Annotated in this window: 11 protein-coding genes and 3 tRNA genes; 13 read left to right on the top strand and 1 reads right to left on the bottom strand. The window is 60.7% G+C overall.

Annotated elements, in window-relative coordinates; all coding sequences use genetic code 11:
- Positions 1 to 8 precede the first annotated feature (8 nt).
- The 13 genes from accD to LOY38_RS17840 all read left to right on the top strand — a co-directional run bounded on the left by accD (position 9) and on the right by LOY38_RS17840 (position 11,966).
- On the top strand, positions 9 to 929 hold the full coding sequence (accD, locus tag LOY38_RS17900; protein ID WP_258696376.1) for an acetyl-CoA carboxylase, carboxyltransferase subunit beta: 921 nt from the start codon (positions 9 to 11) through the stop codon (positions 927 to 929).
- A complete protein-coding gene (folC, locus tag LOY38_RS17895) occupies positions 926 to 2,233 on the top strand; it encodes a bifunctional tetrahydrofolate synthase/dihydrofolate synthase (RefSeq protein WP_258696375.1) in 1,308 nt (435 codons plus the stop codon). Before accD ends, folC begins: the two co-directional genes overlap by 4 nt.
- Entirely contained in the window at positions 2,217 to 2,882 is a 666-nt protein-coding gene (locus LOY38_RS17890) for an SPOR domain-containing protein (protein WP_258696374.1), read from the top strand. Before folC ends, LOY38_RS17890 begins: the two co-directional genes overlap by 17 nt.
- Positions 2,883 to 2,980: 98 nt before the next feature.
- On the top strand, positions 2,981 to 3,541 hold the full coding sequence (locus LOY38_RS17885) for a CvpA family protein (RefSeq protein ID WP_258696373.1): 561 nt from the start codon (positions 2,981 to 2,983) through the stop codon (positions 3,539 to 3,541).
- A 46-nt stretch (positions 3,542 to 3,587) separates the two neighbouring features.
- Positions 3,588 to 5,093, top strand: a complete 1,506-nt coding sequence (gene purF / locus LOY38_RS17880) for an amidophosphoribosyltransferase (protein ID WP_007905939.1) — start codon at positions 3,588 to 3,590, stop codon at positions 5,091 to 5,093.
- Positions 5,094 to 5,160: 67 nt separating this feature from the next.
- On the top strand, positions 5,161 to 6,372 hold the full coding sequence (locus LOY38_RS17875) for an O-succinylhomoserine sulfhydrylase (protein ID WP_048395135.1): 1,212 nt from the start codon (positions 5,161 to 5,163) through the stop codon (positions 6,370 to 6,372).
- Complete coding sequence (locus tag LOY38_RS17870; protein WP_258696372.1) at positions 6,369 to 7,145, top strand: SDR family oxidoreductase; 777 nt, start codon at positions 6,369 to 6,371, stop codon at positions 7,143 to 7,145. Before LOY38_RS17875 ends, LOY38_RS17870 begins: the two co-directional genes overlap by 4 nt.
- A gap of 254 nt (positions 7,146 to 7,399) precedes the next feature.
- A tRNA-Val gene (locus LOY38_RS17865) sits at positions 7,400 to 7,475 on the top strand.
- 54 nt (positions 7,476 to 7,529) lie between these two features.
- Positions 7,530 to 7,606 (top strand) — tRNA-Asp (locus LOY38_RS17860).
- A gap of 93 nt (positions 7,607 to 7,699) precedes the next feature.
- Positions 7,700 to 7,776, top strand: a tRNA-Asp gene (locus LOY38_RS17855).
- A gap of 248 nt (positions 7,777 to 8,024) precedes the next feature.
- Positions 8,025 to 8,534: a sigma-70 family RNA polymerase sigma factor gene (locus tag LOY38_RS17850; protein ID WP_258696371.1), complete on the top strand. Its 510-nt coding sequence runs from the start codon at positions 8,025 to 8,027 to the stop codon at positions 8,532 to 8,534.
- Positions 8,531 to 9,475, top strand: a complete 945-nt coding sequence (locus LOY38_RS17845) for a FecR domain-containing protein (RefSeq protein WP_258696370.1) — start codon at positions 8,531 to 8,533, stop codon at positions 9,473 to 9,475. The genes LOY38_RS17850 and LOY38_RS17845 overlap by 4 nt, the downstream gene beginning before the upstream one ends.
- Positions 9,476 to 9,542: 67 nt before the next feature.
- A complete protein-coding gene (locus tag LOY38_RS17840) occupies positions 9,543 to 11,966 on the top strand; it encodes a TonB-dependent receptor (RefSeq protein WP_258696369.1) in 2,424 nt (807 codons plus the stop codon).
- 166 nt (positions 11,967 to 12,132) lie between these two features.
- On the opposite strand, the gene LOY38_RS17835 is transcribed toward LOY38_RS17840, so the two are convergent.
- Positions 12,133 to 13,416: an FAD-binding oxidoreductase gene (locus LOY38_RS17835; RefSeq protein WP_258696368.1), complete on the bottom strand. Its 1,284-nt coding sequence runs from the start codon at positions 13,414 to 13,416 to the stop codon at positions 12,133 to 12,135.
- Positions 13,417 to 13,482: the final 66 nt, after the last annotated feature.

Here is a 13,482-nt window from a genome sequence, read left to right as displayed (position 1 = left end):
AAGAAAGCATGAGCAACTGGTTAGTAGACAAACTGATCCCTTCGATCATGCGTTCCGAGGTCAAGAAGAGCTCGGTGCCTGAAGGTCTGTGGCACAAATGCCCGTCTTGCGAGGCGGTGCTGTATCGTCCGGAGCTGGAAAAGACCCTGGATGTTTGCCCCAAGTGCAACCACCACATGCGTATCGGCGCTCGCGCCCGTATCGACATCTTCCTCGACGCTGACGGTCGTGCCGAATTGGGCGCGGACCTGGAGCCGGTTGACCGTCTGAAGTTCCGCGACGGCAAGAAGTACAAGGACCGCCTGACCGCTGCGCAAAAGCAGACCGGCGAAAAAGACGCACTGATCTCCATGAGCGGTACTTTGCTGGGCATGCCGGTGGTGGTGTCGGCCTTCGAATTCTCCTTCATGGGTGGTTCGATGGGCGCCATCGTCGGTGAGCGCTTCGTGCGCGCCGCCAACTACGCCCTGGAAAACCGTTGCCCGATGATCTGCTTCTCCGCTTCCGGCGGCGCGCGGATGCAGGAAGCGCTGATCTCCCTGATGCAAATGGCCAAGACCTCCGCGGTGCTGGCGCGTCTGCGTGAAGAAGGCATTCCGTTCATCTCGGTACTGACCGACCCAGTCTACGGCGGTGTTTCCGCCAGCCTGGCGATGCTCGGCGACGTGATCGTCGGTGAGCCGAAAGCCCTGATCGGTTTCGCCGGTCCGCGCGTGATCGAGCAGACCGTTCGCGAAAAACTGCCGGAAGGCTTCCAGCGCAGCGAGTTCCTGCTGGAGCACGGCGCAATCGACATGATCATTCACCGCCAGGAACTGCGTCCGCGCCTGGGTAATCTGCTGGCGCAACTGATGGGCAAGCCGACACCGAAGTTCGTCGCTGCGCCGATCGAGCCGATCGTGGTTCCACCGGTACCTGCGAACATATGACCGAGCGCACCCTTGGCGAGTGGCTCGCCTACCTTGAACAGTTGCATCCTTCGGCCATCGACATGGGGCTGGAGCGTTCGCAACAGGTAGCGTCCCGCATGGGACTGGGCAAGCCGGCGCCTCGGGTGATCACGGTCACCGGCACCAACGGCAAGGGATCTACCTGCGCTTTCGTGGCTTCGTTGCTGCGGGCGCAGGGCCTGAACGTGGGTGTCTACAATTCCCCGCACCTGCTGCGTTACAACGAGCGGGTGCAAATCAATGGTGTCGAAGCCACTGACGCTCAGCTGTGCGAAGCCTTTGCAGCGGTCGAAGCGGGCCGTGGCGAGACGTCCCTGACTTACTTCGAGATGGGCACCCTGGCGGCGTTCTGGCTGTTTCAACAGGCCGGTCTGGATGCGGTGGTGCTGGAAGTCGGCCTGGGTGGGCGTCTGGATACGGTCAACGTGGTGGACGCCGATATCGCGCTGGTGACCAGCATTGGTGTCGACCATGCGGATTACCTGGGCGATACCCGCGAATCCGTGGCCTTCGAAAAGGCCGGAATCTTCCGCCAGGGTGCGCCTGCGCTCTGCGGCGATCTGAATCCTCCACAACCTTTGCTGGATAAAGCGCGCGAGCTCAATTGCCCGTTTTTCCTGCGTGGGCGCGATTTCGACCTGGGGATCACCGATCACAACTGGCAATGGCGCGGTGTTGATGCCCAAGGGCGTGCGGTTGAGTTGCACGATTTGCCATTGCTTGATCTGCCGATGGAAAACGCCGCATTGGCCTTGCAGGCTTACCTGTTGCTCGGTTTGCCTTGGGTGGATGCGCAGATTATTGAAGCCCTGAAAGCGACGCGGGTGGTCGGTCGTCTCGATCGTCGTCAGTTCGACTGGCAGGGCAAGCGTCTGAATCTGTTGCTGGATGTGGGGCACAACCCCCATGCGGCAGAATATCTGGCTCGTCGTCTGGCCAGCCGACCACCGGCCGGCAAGCGTCTGGCGGTGTTCGGGCTGTTGGCGGACAAGGACCTGGATGGTGTTGTCGGTGAATTGAATGCTAGTGTCCAGCATTGGGCCGTCGCACCGCTGGATTCGCCGCGGGCACGACCGGTTGCGCAGTTGCATGCGGCATTACAGAACCTCGGCGCCTCGGTAACGTCTTATGACAGCGTGGCCGCCGCCCTGGAAGGGCAGTGCGCGCAGGCGACGAGCGACGACGAAATTCTGTTGTTCGGATCATTTTATTGTGTCGCCGAGGCCCTTGAATGGCTGGCCCGGCACTCCACGGAGGAAGCGGCAAATGGCTTTGCTGGATAAGGCGTACAAGCAGCGCATGGTCGGCGCCCTGGTGCTGGTGGCGCTGGCGGTGATTTTCCTGCCGATGCTGTTTTCCCGTCAGGATGAGCAGCGTCAGGTGACGGTCGACGCGCCTGCTGCGCCGCACGCGCCCGCGATGCCGCAAGTGCAGATTGAGCCGGTGGTGGTGCCTGAACCGCAGGCATTGCCGCAGGAACCTGTGCCAGGCGACGACGAAATTGCCGAGCAGCAAGCGCCGTCGACACCGATCGCGCAAAGTGCTCCCGTGGCGCCAGCGCCGCCGACTGCCAAGCCGGTCGCGCCGTCTGCGGCACCAGTCGTCAAGCCCGTGCCGACACCTGCCCAGCCAATCGCTGCCGCACCGGCCAAGCCGGTCACTACCACCCCAAGCCGCGTCGATGCCAATGGCCTGTCGGTCAGCTGGTCGGTGCAACTGGCCAGCCTGTCGAGCCGTGAAAGCGCTGAAAGCCTGCAGAAAACCCTGCGCAGCCAAGGCTATAACGCCTATATCCGCTCCGCCGATGGCAAGAATCGGGTGTTCGTCGGGCCGCTGATCGAGCGCGCGGAAGCCGATCGTCTGCGTGACTTGTTGAGTCGTCAGCAGAGCCTCAAGGGTTTTGTGGTGCGTTTTCAGCCTGAGCGCGGTTAGAACAATCGCCCCGATTTGAAAAGCACTGACAATCTCAGCTTACCGACAGCCATGGGCTCTGCTAAAATGCGCCGCCTTATCCGTCTGTAGGCTGCACTGTGCCATTTACCTGGGTTGATTGGGCGATCGTCGCAATCGTCGCCATCTCCGCATTGATCAGTTTGAGCCGCGGCTTCGTCAAAGAAGCATTATCGCTGGTGACCTGGATCATCGCAGGAGTCGTCGCCTGGATGTTCGGTGGTTCATTGTCCGAGTACCTCGCCGGATACATCCAAACGCCATCGGCTCGTGTGATCACGGGTTGTGCCATCATGTTTGTCGCCACTTTAATTGTGGGCGCAATGATCAATTATCTTATCGGCGAGTTGGTTCGCGTCACCGGGCTATCCGGGACCGATCGATTCCTCGGCATGGCCTTCGGCGCTGCGCGTGGCGTGTTGCTGGTGGTCGTGGCGGTCGGGCTGTTGAGCCTGGGGCCGGTACAGCAGGACGGGTGGTGGAAAGAATCCCAACTCGTGCCAAAGTTTTTATTGGTCGCAGACTGGTCCAAAAACCTGATCCTCGGGTGGAGCAGTCAGTGGCTTGCCAGCGGAATCAGCGTACCCGCTGATATTCCGTTCAAGGAGCACCTCTTGCCGACGGCCAAAACGCCTCAGTGAGTTGTGTTCAGTTCAGTTCAGATCCATTAAGTAGGGGTTGCGTCGCATGTGTGGCATCGTCGGTATCGTCGGTAAGTCGAACGTCAATCAGGCGCTGTATGACGCGCTAACCGTCCTCCAGCACCGCGGCCAGGACGCTGCCGGTATCGTGACCAGTCATGATGGCCGGTTATTCCTGCGCAAGGACAACGGCCTGGTGCGTGACGTGTTTCATCAGCGTCACATGCAGCGTCTGGTCGGCCACATGGGCATTGGCCATGTGCGTTATCCGACTGCGGGCAGTTCGACCTCGGCCGAAGCTCAACCGTTTTACGTCAACTCGCCGTACGGCATCACCCTGGCGCACAACGGTAACCTGACCAACGTTGAACAGCTGGCCAAGGAGATTTACGAATCTGACCTGCGCCACGTCAACACCAACTCCGATTCGGAAGTGCTACTCAACGTGTTCGCGCACGAGCTGGCCCAGCGCGGCAAGTTGCAGCCGACCGAAGAAGACGTGTTCGCCGCCGTCACCGACGTGCACAACCGTTGCGTCGGTGGTTACGCGGTCGTGGCGATGGTGACCGGTTATGGCATCGTCGGTTTCCGCGATCCGCACGGCATCCGTCCGATCGTTTTCGGTCAGCGTCACACCGACGAAGGCGTCGAGTACATGATCGCCTCCGAAAGCGTTTCGCTGGACGTGCTCGGTTTCACCCTGATTCGCGACCTGGCGCCGGGCGAGGCGGTCTACATCACTGAAGACGGCAAGCTGCACACCCGTCAGTGCGCGACCAATCCTTCGCTGACGCCGTGCATCTTCGAACACGTCTACCTGGCGCGTCCGGACTCGATCATCGACGGCGTTTCGGTTTACAAAGCTCGTCTGCGCATGGGCGAGAAGCTCGCCGAGAAGATCCTGCGCGAGCGCCCGGATCACGACATCGACGTGGTCATCCCGATTCCGGACACCAGCCGTACCGCGGCCCTGGAACTGGCGAACCACCTGGGCGTCAAGTTCCGCGAAGGCTTCGTGAAGAACCGCTACATCGGCCGGACCTTCATCATGCCGGGGCAGGCTGCACGGAAAAAATCCGTACGCCAGAAGCTCAACGCCATCGAACTCGAATTCCGCGGCAAGAACGTGATGCTGGTGGACGACTCCATCGTTCGCGGCACCACCTGCAAGCAGATCATTCAGATGGCTCGCGAAGCCGGCGCCAAAAACGTCTACTTCTGCTCCGCTGCACCGGCTGTTCGTTACCCGAACGTCTACGGCATCGACATGCCAAGCGCCCACGAACTGATCGCCCACAACCGTTCGACTCAGGATGTTGCCGACCTGATCGGCGCCGACTGGTTGATCTATCAGGACTTGCCTGACTTGATCGAAGCGGTCGGTGGCGGCAAGATCAAGATCGAGAAGTTCGATTGCGCGGTGTTCGACGGCCAGTACGTCACCGGCGACGTCGACGAGGCTTACCTGAACAAGATCGAGCAGGCGCGCAACGATGCCTCCAAGGTCAAGACGCAGGCAGTCAGTGCGATCATTGATCTGTACAACAACTGAGTAACTACCGGCCCTGAGGGGCCGGTTTTGTATCTACTAAATAAAGAGCAAGGCAAGGAGTGACAGCATGAGTCAGGATTGGGATGCCGGTCGGCTGGACAGCGACCTCGAAGGCGTAGCGTTCGATACCCTGGCCGTACGCGCCGGTCAGCACCGCACGCCGGAAGGCGAACACGGTGATCCGATGTTCTTCACTTCCAGCTACGTCTTCCGTACTGCCGCCGACGCGGCTGCGCGCTTTGCCGGGGAAGTGCCGGGCAACGTTTACTCGCGCTACACCAACCCGACCGTACGTGCGTTCGAAGAGCGCATTGCCGCCTTGGAAAGCGCCGAGCAAGCGGTGGCCACGGCGACCGGCATGGCGGCAATCATGGCCGTGGTCATGAGCCTGTGCAGCGCCGGCGATCACGTGCTGGTGTCGCGTAGCGTGTTCGGTTCGACCATCAGCCTGTTCGAAAAGTACTTCAAGCGCTTCGGTATCGAAGTCGATTACGTGCCCCTGGCGGACTTGTCCGGCTGGGATGCGGCGATCAAGGCCAACACCAAGTTGCTGTTCGTCGAGTCGCCGTCCAACCCGCTGGCCGAGCTGGTAGACATCAAGGCACTGTCGGAAATTGCTCACGCCAAAGGTACGATGCTGGTAGTCGACAACTGCTTCTGCACGCCTGCGTTGCAGCAGCCGCTGAAGCTGGGCGCGGACATCGTCGTGCACTCGGCGACCAAGTTCATCGACGGCCAGGGTCGTTGCATGGGGGGTGTCGTGGCGGGTCGCAGCGAGCAGATGAAGGAGGTCGTTGGCTTCCTGCGCACCGCCGGGCCAACCCTGAGCCCATTCAACGCCTGGATTTTCCTCAAGGGTCTGGAAACGCTGAGCCTGCGCATGAAGGCGCATTGCGCCAATGCCCAGCAACTGGCCGAGTGGCTGGAGCAGCAGGACGGCATCGAGAAAGTCCATTACGCGGGCCTCAAGAGCCATCCGCAGCACGAACTGGCCCAGCGTCAGCAGAAGGGCTTCGGTGCGGTCGTGAGTTTCGAGGTCAAGGGCGGCAAAGAAGGCGCCTGGCGCTTTATCGATGCGACTCGCCTGATCTCCATCACCGCCAACCTGGGCGACAGCAAAACCACCATCACGCACCCAAGCACCACTTCTCACGGCCGTCTCGCGCCGCAAGAGCGTGAAGCGGCGGGGATTCGTGACAGCCTGATCCGCGTAGCGGTCGGTCTGGAAGACGTGGCAGACCTGCAGGCCGATCTGGCGCGCGGGTTGGCTGCCTTGTGATCGAGTTGTCCACGCCGACCACGGGTACCCATGGTCGCGTCGCTCTGGTCACTGGTGCGGCACGGGGCATTGGCCTGGGCATTGCGGCCTGGCTGATCAGCGAAGGCTGGCAGGTGGTGCTGACCGATCTGGATCGGGAGCGCGGTTCGAAAGTGGCGAAGGTGCTTGGCGAACATGCCTGGTTCATCGCCATGGACGTCGCGAATGAAGCGCAGGTGGCGCTGGGCGTGGCCGAGGTGCTGGGGCAGTTCGGGCGCCTGGATGCGCTGGTGTGCAATGCGGCGGTGGCCGATCCGCACAATATCACCCTGGAAAGCCTCGATCTGGCGTACTGGAACCGGGTGCTGGCGGTGAACCTGAGCGGGCCGATGCTCTTGGCCAAGCACTGTGCGCCGTACCTGCGTGCTCACAGCGGCGCCATCGTCAATCTGGCCTCGACCCGCGCCGGGCAGTCGGAACCCGACACAGAGGCTTATGCGGCGAGCAAGGGCGGTCTGTTGGCCCTGACTCACGCCTTGGCTATCAGTTTGGGGCCGGAGATTCGTGTCAACGCGGTCAGTCCTGGCTGGATCGATGCGCGGGATCCGGCGGCGCGGCGTGCCGAACCGTTGACCGACGCCGATCATGCGCAACATCCGGCGGGCAGGGTAGGGACGGTCGAGGACGTGGCGGCGATGGTGGCGTGGTTGCTGTCGAAGAACGCCGGTTTCGTCACGGGCCAGGAGTTTGTGGTCGATGGTGGCATGACCAAGAAGATGATTTACAGCGAGTAATAGGGCGGCGCGCTGTCTCCAGCATTGATGTTGGATGTGCCGCCATCATCGCGAGCAGGCTCGCTCCCACATTAGAAAGCATGTTGCCCTAAGAAACGCGGTTCACTGTGGGAGCGAGCCTGCTCGCGAAAGCGGTCTGGCGGTTACCGGCCTCGTTCGGATTGACACGATTTTGTCTTTTTCAGAAAAACTTCAAGCGGGGTATTGACTTAGCTTCGATACCTGCGTAAATTTCGCGGCCTCAGAGAAGCAAAGGGTGATTAGCTCAGCTGGGAGAGCGTCTGCCTTACAAGCAGAATGTCGGCGGTTCGATCCCGTCATCACCCACCACTTCTTGAGACTCTTGCGTAAGCAAGAGGGAAGCTAAAAAGCCTCCACCGACGCGCAGCGGTAGTTCAGTCGGTTAGAATACCGGCCTGTCACGCCGGGGGTCGCGGGTTCGAGTCCCGTCCGCTGCGCCATATTTTCCGAGTCAGGTTTATCTGCCTCGAGATTGAAAAGCTTCGAAGCTTTTCAGTCAGACGAGTTACTTGGGCGAAAGTCCAAAGCGATACGCAGCGGTAGTTCAGTCGGTTAGAATACCGGCCTGTCACGCCGGGGGTCGCGGGTTCGAGTCCCGTCCGCTGCGCCATATCTGCCTCAAGGCCCACTGAACGCCTTGGAGCTACGAAGCAAGCCGATGGCTATCTTCGAGTCGATAGCAAAGACCCTGGTCGAAAGACCGGGGTTTTTTGTGTCTTCAATTTGGCTTTTATGCCTCTCCAGTCTTCCCAGCACGACCTTTCTGTACACTCGGTGCATAAAGGGCTTGGTTCGCGGCTTCGACATTAATTAGAATCACTCTCATTTACGATAATCCTTGGCACAGGACTTCTTGAGATGAGTGATGCAGCGATGCCGAAGGAGCAGACCCTCCACGATCTGTACCGCGATCACCGTGGCTGGCTTGAAGGCTGGTTGAGACGACGCATGGGCAACGCCTGTGATGCGGCGGACCTCAGTCAGGATACGTTCCTGCGTTTACTCGCCAGTTCTCAGCGAATTGCCGACCTGCAGGAACCCCGTGCCTATCTGCTGACCGTGGGCAAACGCCTGCTGAGCAATTTCTACAAGCGTCGCAGTCTCGAACAAGCCTATCTGACCGCGTTAGCGTCGATGCCTGAAGACTGCGTGCCATCACCCGAGCAGCGCTGGCTGCTGCTGGAAACCCTGCAAGCCCTGGATGAGTTGCTCGACGGGCTGCCGACGGCGGTGCGCAGGGCGTTTCTCTGGAGTCAGCTGGAAGGCTTGAACTATCAGCAAATCGCCGAGCGCCTGCGAGTATCTGAGCGCACGATCAAACGCTACATGGCGCACGCCTACGAGCATTGCCTGTTGGTGGGGCTGTGAGCAGTCCGGTACCCGACGCCCGTCAGGCAGTGCGAGCTGCCGCGAAGTGGCTCGCACTGTTGGAATCTGGGAGTGCCAACGAGCAGGATCGTGCGAATCTGCAGCGTTGGCGCGACAGTTGCGTCAGTCACGAGCAGGCTTGGCAGAAGGCTCAAGCCTTGCGTCAGCGGTTTGCCGATCTGCCTTCAGCCGTGGCACTCAAAAGTCTGGATCGCCCCGAGCCGGGGCGGCGTGTGGTGCTCAAGCGTGCATTGGGTGCGGTGGCGTTGGTGCCGGCGGCTTGGCTGATCAGCCGACAATTGCCCCTGGATGTCTGGCGAGCCGATCTGCATACGGCCACCGGGGAGCGCAAACAGGTGCAACTCGCTGATGGCAGTTCCTTGCAACTCAACACGGCCAGTGCCGTCGATGTGGATTTGCAGAACCGGCGCTTGAAGCTGATTGAGGGCGAGCTGTCGCTGAAGGTGCCGGGCGCATCGCCGCTGACGATCCAAACGAAGTTTGGACAGATCATCGTCAGCCAGAGCGAAGTCTGTGTTCGTCAGGATGCGCGCGGTTGCCGCGTGTCGGTGTACAACGGCGCCGTGCAAATGCAGCCCTTGCGGGGGCCGGCGTTGGCTTTGCGCAGTGGTCAACAAGGCAGTCTTCAAGCTGCTGGCGTTGGGCCGGTCGGCCCATTCGATGTGCTTGCGCCAGGTTGGCGAGAAGGCGTGCTGATGGCGAAAAACCAGCCGCTGGGGGATTTCCTGCGCGAACTCGGCACTTATCGACCGGGTGTGTTGCGTTGGGAGCCGGAGCTTGAAGCGTTGCGTGTCACCGGCAGTTTCCGCCTGGACGACACCGATCACGTCCTCGCGTTGCTGGCGGCCAGCCTGCCGCTGGAGGTGCATTTGCGTACGCGATATTGGGTTACGTTGCTGCCGCGCAAAAATAGTGTGTGAAGCCTGTCCCCTTTTTTCGACTCGCTTGTCATTCAAGGCATGTGAACGAATCAAGAGAGCTATTTCAATGCCCGCAGTAATACCTTGCTGTCCGCGTCCGGCTTCTTCCCGCTTGCGTCCGTTGTTGCACTTGAGCCTGTTGTTGGGCCTGAGTGCCAGTCCGTTGTTCATCACTGTCAGTTGGGCCGAAGACAGTGTCCGGCGCAATTATCAGGTGCCTGCCGGCAGCCTGAGCGATGCGCTGACCCGCTTCGCCGGTCTGTCTGGCGTCAATCTTTCGGTCGACCCGGCACTGGTGGGCGGTCGCACCAGCCCCGGTCTTTCCGGTGAATATGCGGTCGAGGAGGGCTTTGCCCGGCTGTTGCGGGGTTCCGGTCTGCAATTGCAGCCCGTGGGTGAACAGGCCTACATCCTGACCCCGGCGCCAGAAGGCAGCAGCCTGCAACTGGCCCCCACCTCGATTCTCGGTGCCACGGGCGGGGCGGACAGCGAGGTGTATGCCGGCGGCCAGGTCGCGCGCCGCGGTTCGCAAGGCTTGCTGGGCTCGAAAGATTTTATGGAAACGCCATTCAGCATGACCACCTACACCAGCGAGGTGGTCAAAAACCAGCAGGCTCGTACCTTGGGTGACCTGATCGCCAGCGATCCTTCGGTACGCGCTACCAACCCGGCGGGTGGGCGTTATGAGCAGTTCACCATTCGCGGGCTCAGCCTGTTCAATAGTGATGTCGCCTACAACGGTCTCTACGGTGTCCTGCCGACTTATACGATCGACATGGAGATGGCCGACCGCGTCGACATCCTCAAAGGCCCGAGCCAGCTCATCAACGGCATCTCGCCGCGGGGCAGCGTGGGTGGCGGGATCAACGTGGTGCCCAAGCGCGCGACCGACAAGCCCATCACTTCGTTTACCGGGAGCTACGCTTCCGACAACCAGGTCGGCGGTGCCGTGGATGTCGGCCGGCGCTTTGGTGAAGACAACAAGTTCGGTATTCGTTTCAACGGTGTGAAGCAGTCCGGCGACACCGAATGGGATCATCAGAGTGTCGACCGCGAGATGGCCGTGCTGGGCCTGGATTTTCGCGGTGAACGCCTGCGACTCTCGACGGACCTGGGGCGCACCGAGCGTGATACCGACGCCCCGCAGGAACGTGTGCAGGTCGGCGCCAATGCGAAAGTTCCAAATGCAAACGATGTGCGTCACAACTATGCGCAGCCCTGGAGCAAGGCGAGTACCCACGACACGTTCGGGACGGTGAACGGCGAATTCGATGTCAGCGACTCCGTCATGCTGTACGGCGGTGTGGGCGCGCGTAAAAGCAACCATGACTTTCTCCGGCATGCCGTTGCGGTCACCAACGACGCCGGCGATTTCAGCGTTCAGCCGCGTGACTTCACCCGTGACGAAAATGTCCGGACGGCCACGGCAGGGGTGCGCAACTGGTTTCATACCGGCCCGGTGAGCCATGAAGTCAACCTGGCCGCCAGCTATTTCTACATGGACTTCGAAAATGGCGGCGCCCGTTATGCCGCGGCCCGCAGCAACCTCTACGACCCCGTGGAAACACCAACACCTGGCAGGCCCACCCGACTCGATTCGAAGGTCTACACCGAGAACCGTTTCAGCGGCGTGGCGTTGTCCGACACCCTGGGTTTCTTCGATGACCGGTTGCTGCTGACCCTCGGCGCTCGCTGGCAGCGCGTGAAGGTTGATGACTGGGTGGATGATGTCAAAGGCACCACGGCCTACGATGAGGAAAAGGTTTCGCCGTCGGGCGGCATCCTGTTCAAGGCAACCGATAAGCTGTCGCTGTATGCCAACTACATGGAGGGGCTGAGCCAGGGCAAGATCGCGCCGTCGACCTCGGTGAACGAGGACGAGATATTCCCGCCGTTCATCAGCCGGCAGGTCGAAGTCGGCGCCAAGTATGACGCGGGTGCGTTCGCCGTGACCGCCGCGGTGTTCCGGATCAAGCAGCCGGCCTATGAGACCAACGCCACGACGCGGGTTTTCGGCCCGAACGGCAAGCGTCAAAACGACGGTGTGGAACTGAGTGTGTTCGGTGAACCGCTCAAAGGTTTTCGCCTGCTCGGCGGTGTCATGTACATCGACAGCGAGTTGACCAACACCACCAATGGCACCTTCGACGGCAACCGCGCGCCTGCCACGCCGAAATACAACGTCAACCTGGGCGCCGAGTGGGATGTGCCGACCGTACAGGGCCTGACCCTGACCAGCCGCGGCATCTATTCCAGCTCGCAGTATCTGGACCAGTCCAACAACAAGGAAATCGACGCCTGGGAGCGTTTCGACGTGGGTGCACGCTATGCGTTCAAGATCGATGAAAAGAACATCACCCTGCGTGCCAACGTCGAGAACGTGGCAGACAAGCGCTACTGGAGTTCGGCCGGGGCTTCGGATGACAGCGAGCCCGGGTTGACGCTCTCGACCCCACGAACCTACCTTGTTTCGGCGACAGTCGACTTCTGAATCGATCCAGCCGTGCGCTGCGCCGCAGGGAAGGGCATTGCCGTGTTGTCGCGGGTGGACGTGGCAAGATAGAGGCACTGCGTAATGCCAGTCAGTTAAGCGCAATCCATGTGGGCTTAACTGACTGGCATAAGCCGTATTCAACGGCCCCTTTCACCTCTAGCGGTCAATATCCGAACTTGTCCCGCAGTCCGTAGTACCAGGCACCCAATGCCGCGAACGGTGTACGCAACAATTGCCCGCCGGGGAATGGGTAGTGGGGCAGGTCGGCAAACGCGTCGAAGCGCTCGGCCTGACCGCGCAATGCCTCGGCCAACACCTTGCCCGCCAGGTGCGTGTAGGTCACGCCGTGGCCGCTGCAACCTTGGGAATAGTAGATGTTGTCGCCCAGGCGTCCGACCTGGGGGAGGCGCGACAGGGTCAGCAGGAAATTGCCGGTCCAGGCGTAATCGATTTTCACGTCCTTGAGCTGTGGGAAGGCCTTGAGCATCTTCGGTCGAATGATCGCCTCGATGTTCGCCGGATCCCGTGCGCCATAGACCACACCGCCGCCGAAAATCAGGCGTTTGTCAGCGCTCAGGCGATAGTAGTCGAGCAGGTAGTTACAGTCTTCGACGCAGTAGTCCTGGGGCAACAGGCGCTTGGCCAATTCATCGCCCAAGGGTTCAGTGGTGATCACTTGAGTCCCGCAGGGCATCGACTTGGCCGCCAGCTCCGGCACCAGATTGCCGATGTACGCGTTGCCGGCGACGATGATGAATTTGGCCCTGACCTTGCCCTGAGGTGTATGCACCACCGGATTGGCGCCGCGCTCGATGCGCACCGCTGGCGACTGTTCGTAAATAGTGCCGCCCAGCGATTCCACGGCCGCTGCCTCGCCCAGGGCAAGGTTGAGCGGATGAATATGCCCGCCACTCATGTCGAGCATCCCGCCGACGTATTGATCGCAAGCCACCACTTCACGGATGCGTCGCTGATCCAGCAATTCAAGCTGAGTGTGACCGAAACGCTCCCACAGCCGCTTCTGGGATTCCAGATGGCCCATCTGCTTGGCGGTAATGGCGGCGAACACACCGCCATCCTTCAAGTCGCACTGGATATTATATTTGGCAACCCGCTCACGAATGATCCGCGCGCCCTCAAACGCCATCTGCCCCAGCAACTGAGCTTGCTTGGGGCCGACACTGCGCTCGATTACATCAATGTCACGGCTGTAGCTGTTAACGATCTGGCCACCGTTGCGCCCCGATGCGCCAAAACCCGCTTTGGCCGCCTCCAGGACCGTTACCCGAAAACCGTTCTCCAACAGAAACAGAGCAGAGGACAGGCCGGTGTAACCGGCGCCGATTACACAGACATCAGTCTCTACATCATCCTGCAAGGCCGGGCGCGGTGGCGCTGCATTGGCCGACGCGGCGTAATAGGACTCTGGGTAGGGAGTGTTCGCCATCCTGCAGCCTCTGTTTAATATATTTTACGAGTGCATCGATCCTACCCGAGTTAAAAATCAGCCGCC

This window comes from Pseudomonas sp. B21-015, from assembly GCF_024749285.1.
Taxonomy (GTDB): domain Bacteria; phylum Pseudomonadota; class Gammaproteobacteria; order Pseudomonadales; family Pseudomonadaceae; genus Aquipseudomonas.
The sequence above is the reverse complement of the archived record's forward strand: the minus strand, read 5'-3'. Positions and strand labels throughout refer to the sequence as shown.